13 protein-coding genes and 1 riboswitch are annotated in these 17955 nt (G+C 74.1%); of the genes, 1 reads left to right on the forward strand and 12 read right to left on the reverse strand.

Going from position 1 to position 17955, the window contains the following annotated elements; all coding sequences use genetic code 11:
* Nucleotides 1-8: 8 nt before the first annotated feature.
* From cobJ to cobM, 3 genes are read right to left on the reverse strand one after another with little or no spacing between them, the layout of a single operon-like run.
* Nucleotides 9-1733 carry a precorrin-3B C(17)-methyltransferase gene (gene cobJ / locus ABZ454_RS32280; protein WP_359543135.1) on the reverse strand — a complete coding sequence of 575 codons (1725 nt, stop codon included), beginning with the start codon at nt 1731-1733 and terminating at the stop codon, nt 9-11.
* Nucleotides 1730-2986 carry a precorrin-6y C5,15-methyltransferase (decarboxylating) subunit CbiE gene (gene cbiE / locus ABZ454_RS32285; protein ID WP_359543137.1) on the reverse strand — a complete coding sequence of 419 codons (1257 nt, stop codon included), beginning with the start codon at nt 2984-2986 and terminating at the stop codon, nt 1730-1732. The genes cobJ and cbiE overlap by 4 nt, the downstream gene beginning before the upstream one ends.
* On the reverse strand, nt 2983-3822 hold the full coding sequence (gene cobM / locus ABZ454_RS32290) for a precorrin-4 C(11)-methyltransferase (RefSeq protein ID WP_359543139.1): 840 nt from the start codon (nt 3820-3822) through the stop codon (nt 2983-2985). Before cobM ends, cbiE begins: the two co-directional genes overlap by 4 nt.
* Nucleotides 3823-3912: 90 nt before the next feature.
* Here cobM and ABZ454_RS32295 point away from each other — a divergent pair, with 90 nt between their 5' ends.
* Nucleotides 3913-4635, forward strand: coding sequence for a ZIP family metal transporter (locus tag ABZ454_RS32295; RefSeq protein WP_356323570.1), 723 nt, complete (start codon nt 3913-3915; stop codon nt 4633-4635).
* Between the two features lie 5 nt (nt 4636-4640).
* Here the strand turns inward: ABZ454_RS32295 and cobI are convergent, their stop codons facing one another.
* The 9 genes from cobI to ABZ454_RS32340 all read right to left on the reverse strand — a co-directional run bounded on the left by cobI (nt 4641) and on the right by ABZ454_RS32340 (nt 17867).
* Nucleotides 4641-5390 (reverse strand): precorrin-2 C(20)-methyltransferase, encoded by a 750-nt coding sequence (gene cobI / locus ABZ454_RS32300; RefSeq protein WP_356323568.1) that lies wholly within the window; start codon nt 5388-5390, stop codon nt 4641-4643.
* On the reverse strand, nt 5387-6841 hold the full coding sequence (locus ABZ454_RS32305) for a cobyrinate a,c-diamide synthase (RefSeq protein WP_359543141.1): 1455 nt from the start codon (nt 6839-6841) through the stop codon (nt 5387-5389). The genes cobI and ABZ454_RS32305 overlap by 4 nt, the downstream gene beginning before the upstream one ends.
* A complete protein-coding gene (cobO, locus tag ABZ454_RS32310) occupies nt 6835-7434 on the reverse strand; it encodes a cob(I)yrinic acid a,c-diamide adenosyltransferase (protein ID WP_356325976.1) in 600 nt (199 codons plus the stop codon). The genes ABZ454_RS32305 and cobO overlap by 7 nt, the downstream gene beginning before the upstream one ends.
* A complete protein-coding gene (locus tag ABZ454_RS32315; protein WP_359543142.1) occupies nt 7434-9452 on the reverse strand; it encodes a putative cobaltochelatase in 2019 nt (672 codons plus the stop codon). The genes cobO and ABZ454_RS32315 overlap by 1 nt, the downstream gene beginning before the upstream one ends.
* A gap of 106 nt (nt 9453-9558) precedes the next feature.
* A complete protein-coding gene (gene cobN / locus ABZ454_RS32320; RefSeq protein WP_359543176.1) occupies nt 9559-13224 on the reverse strand; it encodes a cobaltochelatase subunit CobN in 3666 nt (1221 codons plus the stop codon).
* Nucleotides 13225-13244: 20 nt separating this feature from the next.
* Complete coding sequence (locus ABZ454_RS32325; RefSeq protein WP_359543143.1) at nt 13245-14786, reverse strand: cobyric acid synthase; 1542 nt, start codon at nt 14784-14786, stop codon at nt 13245-13247.
* Nucleotides 14783-15826 carry a cobalamin biosynthesis protein gene (locus ABZ454_RS32330; protein WP_359543144.1) on the reverse strand — a complete coding sequence of 348 codons (1044 nt, stop codon included), beginning with the start codon at nt 15824-15826 and terminating at the stop codon, nt 14783-14785. The genes ABZ454_RS32325 and ABZ454_RS32330 overlap by 4 nt, the downstream gene beginning before the upstream one ends.
* Before the next feature lie 143 nt (nt 15827-15969).
* Nucleotides 15970-16101: riboswitch (cobalamin riboswitch) on the reverse strand.
* 223 nt (nt 16102-16324) lie between these two features.
* A complete protein-coding gene (locus tag ABZ454_RS32335; RefSeq protein WP_356322543.1) occupies nt 16325-16558 on the reverse strand; it encodes a hypothetical protein in 234 nt (77 codons plus the stop codon).
* A gap of 25 nt (nt 16559-16583) precedes the next feature.
* Nucleotides 16584-17867, reverse strand: a complete 1284-nt coding sequence (locus ABZ454_RS32340) for an inorganic phosphate transporter (RefSeq protein ID WP_359543146.1) — start codon at nt 17865-17867, stop codon at nt 16584-16586.
* Between the last annotated feature and the right edge of the window lie 88 nt (nt 17868-17955).

Genomic DNA, 17955 nt, shown 5'->3' on the forward strand with positions numbered 1-17955 from the left:
GGACCGGTTCACGGGGCCGCCGGCGCTGCGGGGGCGGCCGTCGCCGACTGCCAGCGGTAGCCGCGCGGGGTGACCATGCGGCCCGCGATCTCACGGGTGGCGGTGTTGCCGACGGTGACGACGGTCATCATGTCGACGGTCGCCGGGTCCAGGGCGGCGAGCGAGGTCACCCGGCTGGACTCGTCGGGCCGGGAGGCGTTGCGTACGACACCCACCGGCGTGGCGGGGTCCCGGTGCCCGGACAGGATCGACAGCGCCTTCGGGAGCTGCCAGTCGCGGCCCCGGCTGCGCGGGTTGTAGAACGTCACGATGAGGTCGGCCTCGGCGGCGGCCCGTACCCGGCGCTCGATGACCTCCCACGGGGTGTGCAGGTCGGAGAGGCTGATCGACACGTGGTCGTGACCCAGCGGGGCTCCCAGGATCGCGGCCGCCGCCAGCGCGGCCGTCACACCCGGAACCCCCACCACGTCGATGTCGGCGCCCGCCTCGGCAAGCGCCGGCGAGGCCATCGCGTACACGCCCGCGTCACCACTGCCGATCAGTGCCACCGCGTGTCCCTTGCGGGCCTCGGCGACGGCGGTACGGGCCCGCTCCTCCTCGGCGCCGAGCCCCGACTCCAGGATCGTGGTGCCCGGCCGCAGCAGGTCCCTGATCTGGTCGACGTACTGGTCGAGCCCGACCAGCACCGACGCCCGCCGCAGTTCGTCGCGGGCGCGCGGCGTCAGCAGGTCACGGGCGCCGGGGCCGAGCCCCACGACGGCGAGCCGCCCACGCGGCGCCCGGCGCACCACCGCGCAGGTCGCCATCGCCGCCCGCCCCTCGGGGGCCGACTTCCGCTTCGGTACGAGGAGTTCACCGCCCCCCGCGAGCGCCGCGGCCTCCGCCACCGAGGGCGTGCCGACGGCGGCGAGCGGCGCGTCGGACGGGTGCGGCACCTCGATCCGGGCCAGCTCGTCGGCCGGGTACGTCCGCAGCGGCACACCCAACTCCGCGGCGGCCGCCACGATCCCGGGCTCTCCGGCCTTCGCGTCGACGGTCACCAGCTCCGCGACGCTCAGCGGCGAGAGCCCCGCCTCCTCCAGCGCGTCCCGGATCAGCCCCAGCACCTCGCCGGCGGGGGCGCCCTTGGACGCGCCGACCCCGACGACGAGCGAGGCCGGCCGCAACACGGCCTCCCGGGGCCCGGGTTCGCCCACCCGGTCGGTGAGGTGCAGCACCGCGGCGCTCGCAACCCCGGGGCCCACGTTCGGCGGCAGCGCGGGCAACGGCCAGACCGCGTCCGCCCGCAGCGCCACCGGCGCACCGTCCAGCATCGCCCGCGACACCCCCGCGACATCGCCCTCCACGGGGAGCTCCAGCATGTCCAGACCGGGCACGCCCACCGCGTCCGTCGCCGTCGTCACCACCGGCGCCGCACCCAGCACCTCGCCGACCGCCACCGCCAGGGCGTTCGCCCCGCCGCCGTGGCCGCCGAGCAGCGCCACCGCGTGACGCCCCGCCTCGTCGACACAGACGACGCCGGGATCGGCCGACTTGTCGCCGAGCAGCGGGGCGACCAGCCGCACCACGGCCCCGGTCGCCAGGAAGCACACCACCTGCTCGCACTCGGCGAACGCCCGCCGTACCGCCTCGCGCACCGGGCCGTCGTAGACCACGGCACGGCCGGGCCAGGCCGCGGCCAGCCGGTCACGGGCGACGGCGCCCGCCGCCGTCGCGGAGATCAGGCCGATCACTGGGTTGCTCCTTCGCTTGCACCGGCCGCGGAGCGGACGCCCCACAGCAGAAAGACCGGATTGGCCGCGGCGAGCCGGGTCACGTCACCGGGCAGCGGCGCCAGCCGGGACGACTGCAACAGCACGCCTTCGGGCTCGAACCCGGCCGCCGCCAGCGCCGAGCGCACCTGCCCCACCCGGTCCAGGGCCGCCACCGCGACCACCACGGCACGCCGCGCCCGCCGGGCGCACGCCGTCACGATCGCGGGCAGCTCACGCCCGCCGCCCCCGATGAACACCGCGTCGGGGTCCGCCAGGTCGGACAGCACGGTCGGCGCGGCGCCGTGCACCGCCCGCACGTACACCCCGTGCGCGGCGGCGTTCGCCCGGATCCGTCCGACGCCGTCCGTCGTCTTCTCGACGGCCACGGCGGCGGCGCCGAGCCGCGCGCACTCCACCGCCACCGACCCCGAACCGGCGCCGACGTCCCACACCAGGTCCCCCGTGCGCGGCCCGAGCCGGGCGAGCGCCAGCGCCCGCACCTCGAACTTCGTGATCATCGAATCGCGGTGCTCGAACTCCGCCTCGTCCAGCGCCCATCCGGCCGGCCCGGCGGCCGGACCGGCCACCGTGCGCACCGGGGACAGGGCCCGCGACTCGTCCAGGCACAGCACCACGCTCACCGGATCCGGCCACTGACGGCCCGCCGCCTCCCGGGGCGTCAGCCGCTCGACGCGCTCGTGCTCCGGGTCCCCGAGCGCCGTCGCGACGACCAGGGTCCGCTCCTCGCTCCGGTACAGCAGCCCGGCCGCCAGCTCCGCGGGCCCGGCGCCGGGCCCCGTCAGCACGGCGACCTTGGGGTGCGCGAAGCACACGTTCACCGCCGTCCGCGGATCACGCCCGTGGGCGCTGACGACGACCGCGTCGTCCCACGGCAGGCCCAGCCGGGCGAACGCCACCGCGATCGACGGCGCGCCCGGCCGTACGTCGAGCGCGGCCGGCCCGAACCGGTCGGCCAGCGCCCGGACGATCCCGAAGAACCCGGGATCGCCGGAGGCCAGCACCACCACGCGCGCCCCGTCCTCGGCGAGGTGCTTGCCGATCCGGTCCAGGGCCGGGGCCAGCGGCCCCAGCACCACCCGCCCGGCGCCCGCCGGCAGCGCGGCCCCGTCCAGATGGCGCCGGGCCCCGGCCACCAGCGTGGCCCCGGCCAGCGCCCGCACGGCGTCGGGGGCGAGCGGCGCCCCCGTCCCCGTACCGAAGACCCGGATCACGAACCGGACCGCTGGGCGCGCAACTCCGCGCGCGCCGCCTTGTCGGCCTTGCGGTATCCGTGGAAGTGCCCCGGGTGGTACAGGTGCGAACGCGTTCCCGACGCCGACAGGGCGGGGCCGACCAGGAAGAGCGTGTGCTTCCAGAGCTTGTGCTCCTTGACCGTGGCCTCCAGCGTCTCGATCGTGCAGCGCAGGATCAGTTCCTCCGGCCACGTCGCCTGGTACGCGATCACGACCGGCGTCGAAGTCGGGTAGCCGCCTTCGAGGAGCTCCTGCGTCAGCTGACCGGACCGGGCGGCCGACAGGAACAGCGCCATCGTCGTGCCGTGCCGGGCGAACTCCCGTACCTCCTCGCCGGGCGGCATCGGCGTCTTGCCGCCGCCGAGCCGGGTCAGGATCACCGACTGCGCCACCTCGGGGATCGTCAGCTCGCGCTGCGCGATGGCCGCGACCGCCGAGAACGACGAGACGCCGGGCACGATCTCCACCGCCACCCCCAGTTCGCCGCACCGGTCGACCTGCTCCTGCGTGCCGCCCCACAGCGCCGGGTCGCCGGAGTGGATCCGTGCCACCTTCAGCCCCTCGTCGGCAGCACGCCGGTAGACGGCGACCACCTCTTCGAGGGACATCTGCGCGGAGTCCAGGATCGCGGCGCCCGCCCGGGCGTGGTCGAGCACCTCCGCCTGCACCAGGCTGGCCGCCCAGATGACGACGTCGGCGTCCGCGATGGCCCGCGCCGCCCGGAAGGTCAGCAGGTCGGCGGCGCCGGGGCCGGCGCCGACGAACGTGACGGTGCCGCGGGTGGGCGCGGCGACCGCGTCGACTGCTTCGGACATGGAACGGTCCTTTCAGGACGGAAGACAACGGGACATGACGGTGGGCGCCCGAAGATGCGGGCACCGGGGTCAATCGGCTAGCAAGAGCCCATGGCGGTGTTCGTCGCGCTCGGCGCGTTCCTGATGACCCTGGCCGGCGGGTGGGTCGCCCAGCGCGTCACCGACCGCCGCCACCTGGTGCTCGGATTCGCCGGCGGACTGATGCTCGGCGTCGTCGGCCTCGACCTGCTGCCGGAGGCCATCGAAGCCGCGGGCGGCCTCGTCTTCGGGGTACCGGCGGCCCTGCTGCTGTTCGTGGGCGGCTTCCTCTTCGCGCACCTGGTGGAGCGCCTGCTCGCCGGGCGCCAGGCGGCACACGGCGCGAGTGAGGAACGCGTGCCCCAGGTCGGCCTGACGGCGGCGGCCGCGATGGTCCTGCACAGCCTGATGGACGGCGTGGCACTCGGCGCGGCCTTCCAGGTCGGCGGCGGCATGGGAGCGGCCGTCGCCCTCGCCGTCATCACCCACGACTTCGCGGACGGCTTCAACACGTACACGATCACCAGCCTGTACGGGAACGCCCGCCGCAAGGCCCTGACGATGCTGTACGCGGACGCGGCGGCGCCCGTCGTCGGCGCGGCGACGACGCTCGTGTTCACCCTTCCGGAGGAACTCCTCGGCTGCTATATCGGCTTCTTCGGCGGCGCGCTGCTCTACCTCGCGGCCGCCGAGATCCTGCCCGAGGCGCACCACGAACACCCGGCTCGCTCCACCCTGCTGTGCACGGTCGCGGGAGTGGGCTTCATCTGGCTGGTGGTGGGCCTCGCGCAGTGACCGCCTCACAGCTTGCCGCCCCGCCCGCCGTCGCGCGGCGCCGGTGCGATCAGCGTGGAGAGGTACGGCAGCGGGCCGTCGGCCAGCTCCGCCGCCGGCCGGATCGACTCCTCCGGCAGCCCGAGCGCCGAACCCCACACCGCGTCCTCGGTCCGTCCGGTCTCGCGCAGGGCCGTGGCGACCTCCTCGGCCAGCCGGCCGAACTTGTACGCGACGACCGTCCCGGGCCCCTCCAGGGCCTCCTTCAGCACCGCCGCCCCGGCGGTCACCGGCACCAGCGTCAACGGCTCGGTGCCCTCGGTCAGCACCGCGCCACTGCGCGCGGCCAGATCCTGCATCGCAGTGATCCCCGGCACCGTCACCACGGCCGTGCCCGGCAGCAGCTCACCGATCGTGTGCGCGAGATAGGTGAACGTCGAGTACACGTTGGGGTCGCCGATGGTCGCGAAAGCCACCGAACCGTGCGTACGCAGCAGCTCGGCGACCCGCGCCCCCGCCGCGTCCCATGCCGCCTCCCGGCGCGCCCGGTCCGTCCGCTCGTTGAGCGCGAACACGACCCGGACGACCTTCTCGGCCCCGACGTAGTGCAGCACCGTCGCCTCGGCGCGCCCCCGCTCACCGGTGTCCATCACGGGCACCACGACGACAGCGGCGTCCCGTAGCGCGTTGACGCCCTTGACGGTCACCAGCTCCGGGTCCCCGGGCCCGACCCCGACCCCGACCAGCGTCCTCGTCCCGCTCCGACCGTCGTTCATCCCATGCACCTCTCCACGAACCGGCGGGCCGTACCGGGCGCCGAAGCCCAGTGCGTATGCAGATAACTCGCGTGCACGCCCTGGTGCACGAACCCCTCCACGCGCCGTTCCGGCTGGTGCATGCCCCAGGCCGGCACGTCCCCGGCGCCGGGCTCCAGCACGGTGCGGTGGAACTCGTGCCCCCGCGTCCGCGTCCCCGCAGCCGCCAGCACGCTGTCGGAGAGCGCCACGGCGTCCCGGTAGCCGAGCGTCAGCCGCTGCGACATCCGCGCCTCGGCGTCCAGCACCCCGCACATCGGCAGCCCGTCGAGCGACCGCGCCAGGTACAGCAGCCCGGCGCACTCGGCGGCCACCGGCGCACCGCAGGACGCCAGTTCCGCGACGGCCTTGCGCAACGGCTCGTTGGCCGACAGCTCCGGCGCGTACACCTCGGGAAACCCGCCCCCGATGACGAGGCCGCGCGTCCCCTCGGGCAGCGCCTCGTCCCGCAGGGGATCGAACGGCACGACGGTGGCCCCGGCAGCGGCGAGCAGCTCGCTGTGTTCGGCGTAGGAGAAGGTGAAGGCCGCCCCGGAGGCGACGGCGACCACCGGAGCCCCGAGCGCCGGCCCCTCCGGCGCACTTCCCAGCCCGTCCGGCGTTCGTGGAGCGGGGTCCGGGGCGGAGCCCCGGCTGCGGGAAGGGCCGGGAAGGGGAACGCGCCCGCCGCAGGCGCTCACAGCCACCGCCGCGTCCCAGCTCTCACCCGGCACCTCAGGCGCGGACCGCGCCAGAGCCAGGATCGCGTCCAGGTCACACCCGGCCCGCACTCGGTCCCCCATCGCCGCGACAGCGGCCACCGCGTCGCCCCGCCGCTCGGCGACGGGCACCAGTCCCAGGTGACGCGACGGAACCGCCACCTGCGCGACCCGCCGCAACACCCCCAGCACCGGGACCCCGGACTCGTCCAGGGCCTCCCGGAGCAGCGCCTCGTGCCGGTCGGAGCCGACCTTGTTCAGGATCACGCCGCCGATCCGCACCTGCGTGTCCCACGAGGCGAAGCCGTGCACCAGCGCGGCCACGGACCGGGACTGCGACGACGCGTCCACGACCAGCACCACCGGCGCCCGCAGCAGCTTCGCCACCTGAGCGGTGGACGCGAGCTCCCCGTGCCCCGACGCCCCGTCGTACAGCCCCATCACGCCCTCGACGACCGCGAGGTCACAGCCCTGCGCACCGTGCGCGAACAGCGGAGCGATCAGCTCCGGCCCGCACATGTACGCGTCGAGATTGCGCCCCGGCCGCCCCGTGGCGAGGGTGTGGTAGCCCGGATCGATGTAGTCGGGGCCCACCTTGTGCCCGGACACGGCGAGGCCCCGCCCGGCGAAGGCGGCCATCAGGCCCGTCGCGACGGTGGTCTTGCCGCTGCCGGACGACGGCGCGGCGATGACCAGGCGCGGAACGTTCACCACTCGATGCCCCTCTGGCCCTTCTGCCCGGCGTCCATCGGGTGCTTGACCTTCGCCATGTCGGTCACCAGGTCCGCCGCGTCCACGAGCGCGGGGGGCGCGTTGCGGCCGGTGATCACCACGTGCTGGCTGCCCGGCCGGTTCCGCAGCACCTCGACCACCTCGTCGGTGTCGACCCACCCCCAGTGCATCGGATAGGCGAACTCGTCGAGGACGTACAGCCGGTACGTCTCGGCGGCCAGATCGCGCTTGACCTGCTCCCAGCCCTCGCGGGCCGCCGCCTCGTTGTCCAGCTGCTGATCGCGCTGGACCCAGGACCAGCCCTCGCCCATCTTGTGCCAGGCGACGGACCCGCCCTCGCCGCTCGCACCGAGGACCTTCAGCGCGTTCTCCTCGCCGACCTTCCACTTCGCCGACTTCACGAACTGGAAGACCCCGATCGGCCACCCCTGATTCCAGGCGCGCAGAGCGAGCCCGAAGGCCGCCGTCGACTTCCCCTTGCCGATGCCGGTGTGCACCACCAGCAGCGGCCGGTTGCGCCGCTGGCGGGTGGTGAGTCCGTCGTCCGGCACGCTGACCGGCTGTCCCTGCGGCATTACGCGGCCCTCCTGCTGTAGCCCTGAACGTCCTTGACCAGCCCGGCGATCGCGTCGGCCCGCAGCTCGTCGAGCGTGACGGCGGTGCCGCCCAGCTCACCCGCGAGGCTCCCCGCGAGTCCGAGCCGCACCGGACCGGACTCGCAGTCCACGACGACGGACGCCGTGCCGTCCGCCTCGTGCAGCCGCGCGGCCCGCGCGGCCAGCGCCACGGGCTCCGGCCCCCCGGTCGCCCGCCCGTCGGTCACCACGACCAGCAGCGGACGCCGCGAAGGATCGCGGAGCCGCTCCACCCGCAGCACGTCATGGGCCTTCAACAGCCCGGCGGCCACCGGGGTGCGCCCGCCGGTCGGCAGCATCTCCAGCCGGGCGGCGGCGGCGTCCACCGACGACGTCGGAGGCAGCACCACCTCGGCGTCCTTGCCCCTGAAGGTGATCAGCCCGACCTTGTCGCGTCGCTGGTAGGCATCCATCAGCAGCGACAGAACGGCCCCCTTCACCGCGGTCATCCGCTGCCGGGCGGCCATCGACCCGGAGGCGTCCACGACGAACAGCACGAGATTGCCCTCGCGGCCCTCGCGCACCGCCTGCCGCAGATCGGCCCGCCGCACCACCAGACCCCGGCCGGACCGGCCTCGCGCCCGCTGATGCGGGGCGGCAGCCAGCACGGTCGCGGCCAGGTGCAGCTTGGTCAGCGCGCCCTGCGGCCGCCGCGCACCCGTCGTCCGCCCGTGCTCGGTACGCGCCCGGGACCGCCGCCCCGCCGCGCCCTCACCGAGCCCCGGCACGCTCAGCATCTTCGTGCGGAACGGCTCACCGGCCCGCACGGGCTGCTGCTCGCCACCCCCCGAGGACTGCCCCTGCCCCGGCTCCCCGCCCTGCTCGGGCACGGACTGCGCGGGCGTGTCGTCGGCCCCGCCCTCGGGCTGCGGCGGCGTGTCGGGCCCGTCGCCCCGCGGCGGCCGGCCGCCGCCACCCGGGCCGTCCGGATCCGGATCGTCGTCCTCGCCGCTGTTCTGCTCCAGCGTGTCGTCCAGCTTGTCCTCGTCCAGGCCCGGCGCGTCGAACGGATTGCGCCGACGCCGGTGGGGGAGCGCGAGCAGGGCCGCCTGCCGCACGTCCTCGGCCAGGACACCGGTCCGTCCCGCCCAGGCGGCCAGCGCCGTGGCGGTCCGCGCCATCACGATGTCGGCCCGCATCCCGTCGACCTCGAAGGCCGCGCAGGTCGCCGCGATCTGACGCAACGCGCCGTCGCCCAGCACGACGTGCGGCAGCAGCGCCCGCGCGGCCACGATCCGGGCCCGCAGCGCGCCTTCCTCGTCGGCCCACCGGGCGGCGAAGGCGGCCGGATCGTCGTCGTACGCGAGCCGGCGCCGCACCACCTCGACCCGCAGGTCCGTCTCCCGGGACGCGGCGACCTCGACGGTCAGCCCGAACCGGTCGAGCAACTGCGGCCGCAGTTCGCCCTCCTCGGGATTCATCGTCCCGACGAGCAGGAAGCGTGCGGCATGGCGTACGGAGACGCCCTCGCGCTCCACGTACGAAGCGCCCATGGCGGCCGCGTCCAGCAGCAGGTCGACCAGGTGGTCGTGGAGGAGGTTGACCTCGTCGACGTACAGGATTCCGCGGTGCGCGTCGGCGAGCAGCCCCGGTTCGAAGGCCTTCACGCCCTCGGCGAGCGCCCGCTCGATGTCGAGCGCCCCGACGAGCCGGTCCTCGGAGGCGCCGACGGGCAGCTCGACGGTCCGTGCCGCCCGCGACACGCCGGACCCGGTCTCGTGGGGGCCGTCGGGACACGCCGGATCGGGTGAGGCCGGGTCGCAGGAGAACCGGCATCCGGGGACGACGGCCACCTCCGGCATCAGCGCGGCGAGCGCGCGCACGGCGGTGGACTTGGCGGTCCCCTTCTCGCCGCGCACGAGGACACCGCCGACGGCCGGCGAGACCGCGTTCAGGAGCAGTCCGAGCCGGAGGTCGTCCTGTCCGACGATGGCGGTGAAGGGGTACGGCGTACTCACGAGGCCTCCTTGGGGGTGGCGGATTCCAGCGGCTCCGGCGGGCGTCCCAGCCCCTCCGGCGATCGAGGAGCGGGGGTGCGGGGGCTCGCCCCCGGGTCGGGCCCGCTCACGCGTCCCCCTCCAGGTCGCCCTCGAGCTCCAGATACGTCGCCCGCAACCGCTCCAGCGTCCGTGCGTCCGGCTCCGCCCACAGCCCGCGCTCCGCCGCCTCCAGCAGCCGTTCCGAAATCCCGCGCAGGGCCCAGGGGTTCGACTTCCGCATGAACTCCCGGTTCTCCGGGTCGAAGACGTACTCCGCCGACAACTTCTCGTACATCCAGTCGTCGACGACCCCCGCCGTGGCGTCGTACCCGAACAGGTAGTCCACGGTCGCCGCCATCTCGAAGGCGCCCTTGTACCCGTGCCGCCGCATGGCCGCCATCCAGCGCGGGTTCACGACCCGGGCCCGGAACACCCGGTGCGTCTCCTCGCCGAGCGTCCGCGTCTTCACCTGGTCGGGCGTGGCGCTGTCACCGACGTACGCCTCGGGCGACTCACCCGTCAGGTGCCGCACCATGGCGACCATGCCGCCGTGGTACTGGAAGTAGTCGTCGGCATCGACCAGGTCGTGTTCCCTGGTGTCGACGTTCTTCGCCGCCACGGCGATCCGCCGGAACGCCGTCTCCATGTCCCCGCGCGCCGCCCGCCCCTCAAGGCCCCGCCCGTACGCGTAACCGCCCCAGACCGCGTACACCTCGGCCAGGTCCGCGTCCGACCGCCAGTTGCGCGCGTCGATCAGCGGCAGCAGCCCCGCCCCGTAGGCCCCCGGCTTCGAGCCGAAGATGCGTGCCGTGGCCCGGCGGCGGTCACCGTGGGCCGCCGTGTCCTCGTCGGCGTGCGCCCGTACGTAGTTGGCGTCGGCCGGCTCGTCCAGCTCCGCCACCGCGCGCACCGCGTCGTCGATGAGGCCCACCACGTGCGGGAACGCGTCCCGGAAGAAGCCGGAGATCCGGACCGTCACATCGACGCGCGGCCGCCCGAGCTCGCTCAACGGCACCACCTCGAAGCCCGTCACCCGGCGCGAGGCGTCGTCCCAGACCGGGCGGCAGCCGAGCAGCGCCAGGATCTCCGCGATGTCGTCGCCCTGGGTGCGCATGGCGGACGTGCCCCACACGGTCAGGCCGACCGACTTCGGGTAGGCGCCCGTGTCCGCGAGGTACCGGGCGATCAGCGAGTCGGCGAGCGACTGGCCGACCTCCCACGACAGCCGGGACGGGATCGCCTTCGGGTCCACGGAGTAGAAGTTGCGGCCCGTCGGCAGCACGTTGACGAGCCCGCGGGTGGGCGAGCCCGAGGGCCCCGCCGGGACGAAGCCGCCGTCCAGCGCCTTCAGGATGTGGTCGATCTCGTCCGTGGTCCGCGCCAGCCGCGGCACGACCTCCGCACAGGCGAATCCCAGGACGGCCACGGCGGCCGGGAGTGCGAAGCCCAGCACCTCCTGTACGAGGTCCGCTGCCGCCGTCACGTCCCAGCCGCGCGCCTCCATGCCCTCCGCGAGGCGGCGGCACAGCTGCTCCAGCAGGTCGATCGCGTCCGCGCCCGTCCGGGCGGGACCGTCCACCAGCGCACTCAGCTCGGCCGGCACCTTCACGGCGGCGCCGGGCTCGCCCAGCAGTTCCTTCTCGACGAGCCCGAAGTGCTCGGCGATCGCCGCCCGCAGACCCGGCAGCGCGTTCGCCGTGCCGCCCCACACCTGCGAGGCGCGCAGGACCGCCAGCACCAGGTTGACCCGCGCCTCGTCGACCGGGCCGCCGCCCAGGACGTGCAGGCCGTCGCGGATCTGGACGTCCTTGATCTCGCAGAGGTAGCCGTCGATGTGCATGACGAACGAGTCGAAGTCGTCGTCGCCCGGCTGCTCGTCGACGTGCAGGTCGTGATGGAGTTCGGCGGCCTTGACCAGGGTCCAGATCTGCGCCCGCACCGAGGGCGCCTTCGTCGGGTCCAGGTCGCTGACCAGCGCGTACTCGTCGAGCAGCTGTTCCAGCTTGGCCAGGTCGCCGTAGGTGTCGGCGCGCGCCATCGGCGGCACCAGGTGGTCCACCACCGTGGCGTGGCCACGGCGCTTGGCCTGGGTGCCCTCGCCCGGGTCGTTGACGATGAACGGATAGATCAGCGGCAGCTCGCCGAGCACGGCGTCAGGTCCGCAGCCGGCGGACAGGCCGAGGCCCTTGCCGGGCAGCCACTCCATCGTGCCGTGCTTGCCCATGTGGACGACGGCGTCCGCGCCGAAGCCGCCCTCCGACGGCGCGGCCTCCAGCCAGCGGTACGTCGCCAGGTAGTGGTGCGAGGGCGGCATGTCCGGGTCGTGGTAGATCGCGATCGGGTTCTCGCCGAAGCCGCGCGGCGGCTGGATCAGCACCACCACGTTCCCGAACCGCAGTGAGGCGAGGACGATGTCGTCGCCGTCCACGTACAGCGAGCCCGGCGGCTCGCCCCAGTGCTCCAGCATCGAGTCGCGCAGCGCCGGTTCGAGCTTCGCGAACCACTGCCGGTAGTCCGCGAGCGACACCCGGGCGGGGGCCGCCGCGAGCTGCTCCTCGGTCAGCCACTCCACGTCGTGGCCACCGGCGTTGATGAGGCGGTGGATGAGCTCGTCACCGTTGTCCGGGTGGCCTTCGACGCCGTAACCGGCGTCGCGCAGGGCGTCCAGGACGCGGACCGCGGAGGCGGGCGTGTCCAGGCCGACGGCGTTGCCCACGCGGGAGTGCTTGGTGGGGTAGGCGGTGAAGACCAGGGCGAGCTTCTTCTCGGCGTTGGCCTTGTGCTTGAGGACGGCGTGGCGCACCGCGATCCCGGCGACGCGCGCGGCCCGTTCGGGGTCGGCACGGTACACCGGCACCTCGTCCGGGCCCTGCTCCTTGAAGGAGAACGGCACCGTGACGAGGCGGCCGTCGAACTCGGGGATGGCGACCTGCATTGCCGCGTCCATGGGGGACAGGGCGGCGTCCGACGCCTCCCAGGCCGCACGCGAGGAGGTGAGGCACAGCCCCTGCAGCACCGGCACGTTCAGATCGGCGAGCGCGCCGATGTCCCAGGCCTCGTCGTCGCCCCCGGCGGAGGCGTCCGAGGCGCGGGTGCCGCCGGCCGCGAGCACCGTGGCGACCAGGGTGTCGGCCCGGCCGAGGAGCTCGTACAGTCCGGCGTCCGCGCCACGCAGTGAACCGCAGTACACGGGCAGGGCGTTGGCGCCGCGCGCCTCGATCGCGTCGCACAGCACGTCGACGAACGAGGTGTTGCCGGAGAGGTGGTGCGCCCGGTAGAAGAGCACACCGACGGTCGGACGGCCCTCGGTGTACGTACGGCTGCCGTGCGGGCCCCACTCGGGCATCTTCTGCGGCTCGGCGAAACCGTGCCCGGTCAGCAGGACGGTGTCGGAGAGGAAGCGGGCCAGCTCGACGAGGTTGCCCGGGCCGCCCTCCACCAGGTAGCGCAGTGCCTCCGCGACGACTCCGGCGGGGACCGAGGACTCGGCCATCAGCTCCGCGTCCGGCACGGCCTCGCCCCCGAGCAGCACGGTCGGGATGCCCGCCGCCTTCAGGGCCGCGAGCCCGTCCTCCCAGGCGCGCCTGCCGCCCAGGAGGCGGACCACGGCGACGGACGCGTTCTCGATCAGCGCGGGCAGTTCCTCGTGGACATCGATCCGGGTCGGGTTGCCGATCCGGTAGGGCGCGCCCGAGGCGCGGGCGGCGAGCAGGTCCGTATCGGCGGTCGACAGCAACAGCACGGTGCTCATCGGGGCGTTCAGCGGGGCGTTCATGCGCGTGCTCCAGGTGCTCCGGGGGCGATGAAGGGAAGTCCTGCCGGTGCGCCCGACTCGATGAGTCGCCACAGCGCATCGGTGTCCGCGTGTTCTTCGACGAGGTCGCCGAGGCGGTCGAGCTGTTCCTCCCGCAGTCCGGCGAAGCAGGTGTCGGGGGCGGGCACGAAGCGGCGCCCCGCGGCCCGCGCGATCTCCGTCAGGAAGCGGCGGCGGAAGGCGTCGCTCTCCAACGAGCCGTGCCAGTGGGTGCCCCACACGGCGCCGGACCGGCAGCCGTCGAGGCGCTTGCCCCGCCCGTCGGTGAGGAACGGTTCGCCGCCCCGCACGTCCGCGACGCCGTGGTGGATCTCGTACCCCTCGACCGGGGCGCCGAGCGCCTCGCCGGCCGGCCGGGCGAGGGTCTTCTCCCGGTCGAACCGGATGCGGACGGGCAGCAGTCCGAGCCCGTCGACCGTCCCCGCGCGCGACTCGACGTCGTCCTCGATGCGTTCGCCGAGGATCTGGTAGCCGCCGCAGACGCCGAGGACCGGGCGGCCTTCGGCGGCGCGCCGCAGCAGCGCGTCGGCGAGCCCGCGCTCGCGCAGCCAGGCGAGCGCCTTCACGGTGCCGCGGGTGCCGGGCACGATGACGAGGTCGGCGTCGGCGAGTTCCTCGGCGCGGTCCACGAACCGCACCACGACGCCCGGTTCGGCGGCGAGGGCGTCCACGTCGGTGAAGTTGGACATCAGCGGCACGGCGCACACGGCGACGCGCAGGATGTCCTCGCCGTGCGGCGGGGCGACGGCCGACTCCCGTACGGTGCCGCGCAGCGAGACCCGCAGGCCGTCCTCCTCGTCGATCCCGAGGCCGTGGGCGAACGGAAGCACCCCGTACGTCGGCCGCCCCGTCAGGTCGCGCAGCATGTCCAGGCCGGGCTCCAGCAGCGAGACGTCGCCCCGGAACTTGTTGACCAGGTAACCGGCGATCAGCGCCTGGTCCTCGGCCGAGAGCAGCGCCGTCGTACCGAAGAACGAGGCGAAGACCCCGCCGCGGTCGATGTCGCCGACGACCACCACCGGGAAGCGTGCCGCCCGCGCGATGCCCATGTTCACGATGTCCGTGCGCCGCAGGTTGATCTCGGCCGGACTGCCCGCCCCTTCGCAGATCACCGCGTCATACGTGCCCCGGAGCTGGTCGAGGCAGTCCACGACGGTGGACAGGAGCGACTCCTGCCGGCCCCCGTGGTAGCCGCGGGCGCTCATCTCGCCCACCGGACGCCCCATCAGGACGACCTGGCTGGACCGGTCGCCGCCGGGCTTGAGCAGGACCGGGTTCATCAGCGCGGTCGGCTCGACCCGGGCGGCCTGCGCCTGCATGGCCTGGGCGCGGCCGATCTCGGCGCCCTCGCGGGTGACGAAGGAGTTGAGCGACATGTTCTGCGCCTTGAACGGCGCGACCTTCACGCCCTGGCGCACCAGCCAGCGGCAGATGCCCGCCGTGACGACGCTCTTGCCCGCGTCCGAAGTGGTCCCGGCGACCAGCAGTCCGCCGCTCATGTCGGTCTCCGTCCTGAGAGTCGAGGTCCCGCCGTACGAGTTCCCGCCGTGCGGGGTCCTGCCGTGCGAACTGCTGCCGTGCGGGGTCCTGCCATCCGTCGTGCCGCGAACCCCGCTCCCAGCCGCGCCGCGACGCTCACGCCGAGGGCCAGCGCACTCACCCGGCGCGACAGCCGAACGGCCCGCTCGATGTCCTCGGGCTCCACGGCGCGGCCCGTCTCCCCGTTGAGCACCGGACGGTGCTCGACCCGGCCGCCGTAGGCGAGCGTCCCGCCGAGCCGTACGCCGAGCGCCCCCGCGAACGAGGCTTCCACCGGGCCCGCGTTGGGGCTCGGGTGCTTGGCCGCGTCAGCCCGCCAGGCCCGGACCGCACCGCGCGGCCGGCCTCCGGCGGTGACGGCGAGCAGGGCCGTCAGCCGGGCGCCCGGCCAGCCCGCGAGGTCGTCGAGGCGGGCGGAGGCCCAGCCGTAGCGCCGGTAGCGGGGCGACTTGTGGCCGACCATCGCGTCGAGCGTGTTGGCGGCCCGGAAGCCGACGAGTCCGGGGACCCCGCCCAGCGCGCCCCACACCAGGGCGCCGACCACGGCGTCCGAGGTGTTCTCGGCGACGGACTCCACGACGGCGCGGGCGATCTGCGGGCCGTCCAGGGCCTGCGGGTCGCGCCCGCACAGGTGCGGCAGCCGTTCACGCGCCAGGGCGAGGTCCCCGGCGGTCAGGGCGTCACCGATGGCCCGGGCCTCGCGCCCCAGCGACGTACCGCCGACGACGGACCAGGTGGCGGCGGCGGTCAGGGCGACGGACGCGGCGGGGTGGCGGCGCAGCGCACGGGCGGCCAGCGCGGCGCCCCCGGCGGCGCCTCCGGCGCAGACCAGGGTGTGCAGTGCGCCCCACCCGCGGTGGTCGCGCCACAGACGGCGTTCGACGCCTGCCGCGGCCCGCCCGAAGGCGGCGACCGGGTGGCCCCTGCGGGGATCACCGAGCAGCAGATCGCCGATCAGACCGGCCGTGGCGCCGTACGCGTAGATGCGATCGGCACGCACGGTTCAGCCGGCCGTCGTGCCTCGAAGGACCTTCGTACGGGCAACTGCTGGCAGGAGCGGTACGGATACGGACGCACGGCGGCCGGGCATGGCGATATGTCCTCACTCAGGGTCCGCGCCCTGGTTCGACGTGACGGCGACGAGAGTCTCCTGGCTTCCGGATCCGCAGTTCCCCCGGCCTTCCAGTCCGCTTGCGTGGACCGTGACTTCCGTGGTGGGGGACTGCTCCCCGGTGACAGTGGCGGGACCGCGCCGGATTCGCACCGGCTTCCTCTGCTGTCGCCGTAATGGCTCCGGCAGTCCACCACGCTGCGCGAACGCCCGTCAACTTGCCGTTGACCTGCGGCGGCGCAGTGTGCTCAGACGCACATCGGGCCGGACGCACACGAGGTGCGCCCGGCCCGATGCGGATGAGCGGGGAGGTAACGGTGGGGCTCAGGGTTTCCCGTCCGGCCAGGAGTCCGCCGTCCGGACCTGCCGGAATCCGGACACGGGCCCCTACGCGACGATCAGGTAGATGCCGTAGGCCACCGCCGCCGCGCACAGCCCGAAGCAGGCGTAGGCGCCGGTGCGGGCCAGCGCGGTCGAGCCGCCCGTGGAGCCGCCCTGCGCGGCCGGTTCCGGCTGCTTGGAGAGGCCGACGATGCCGAGGGTGAAGAGTCCCACGAGCGCGACGGTGGCGACGAGGGAGACGCCGAAGACGGTGCCGAGGGCTGCCCAGTCGATGTTCATGTGGATGCGTCCTTACCGGAGGCTCTTAGACCGTGGCGGGTCGGGCCGGGTCGGTGACCGGTCCGGCCGGGGCCGGGATGGTGGCCGTGAGGCCGAGGGTCTGGGCAGCGGTGGTGGGCGGCGGGCTGACGGCCGCGATGGCGGTGGTGACGACGCCCGCGGGCTCGGCGTCGGGGGCGGCCGCGTCCTCGTCATGGCCGCCGGGTGCGACGTCCCCGTGCCCGACGGGCTTGCGGCGCGACAGCAGCCAGATCGCACCGGAGCCCGCGATCAGCAGCGCCGCGACGACCACGACGCCCCAGGTGCCCTGCTGCGTGAGGAACTCCGCTCCCGCACCCACCAGACCGGCGGCCGGCAGGGTCAGACCCCAGGCGACGAACATCCGGGTGGCGGTGGACCAGCGGACCACGCCGCCCTTGCGGCCGAGGCCCGCGCCCATGACGGCGCCGGAGCAGGACTGGGTGGTGGAGAGGGAGAAGCCGAGGTGCGAGGAGGCCAGGATGACGGTGGCGGCACTGGTCTGGGCGGCGAAGCCCTGCGGCGGCTTGAGCTCGGTCAGGCCGCTGCCCATGGTGCGGATGATGCGCCAGCCGCCGAGATAGGTGCCGAGTGCGATGGCGAGGCCGGCGCACATGATGACCCAGACCGGCGGGTTGGAGCCGGGGGAGAGGACGCCACCGGTGACCAGGGCGAGCGTGATGATGCCCATGGTCTTCTGCGCGTCGTTGGTGCCGTGCGCGAGGGACACCAGGCCGGCCGAGGCGATCTGGCCGGCGCGGTACCCCTTCGCGGTGGCCTTCTCCTGGGCGTCGCCCGTGGCCTTCCCGCCGATGCGGTACGTCAGCTTGGTGGCCAGCAGCGCGGCCAGGCCGGCGACGACGGGCGCGGCGACCGCGGGGAGCAGCACCTTGGTGACGACGGTGCCGCCGTCGACCGACGACCAGCCGGCGGACATCACCGCGGCGCCGATCAGGCCGCCGAACAGTGCGTGGGAGGAGCTGGACGGCAGTCCGACCAGCCAGGTCAGCAGATTCCACAGGATGGCGCCGACGAGCGCCGCGAAGATGACCTCGGTTCTGAGCCCGTCTTCGTTGATGATCCCGCCGGAGATCGTCTTGGCGACCTCCACCGACAGGAACGCGCCTACGAGGTTGAGAACGGCGGACATGGCCACCGCTGTCTTGGGTTTGAGTGCGCCGGTCGAGATGGTGGTGGCCATCGCGTTGGCGGTGTCGTGGAAACCGTTCGTGAAATCGAACACTAGAGCTGTCACGATCACAATCGCGAGCAGCAGCGTGATGTGTTCCATTTACCCAGGCAATCGTTCGACGTCAGTGGCACGTGGACCGTAGGCAACCTGAGTGAACGGAAGATGAACTGAGCAGGGCGTCGCGGTG

The organism is Streptomyces sp. NPDC005803 (assembly GCF_040630435.1).
In the GTDB taxonomy this organism is placed as follows: domain Bacteria; phylum Actinomycetota; class Actinomycetes; order Streptomycetales; family Streptomycetaceae; genus Streptomyces.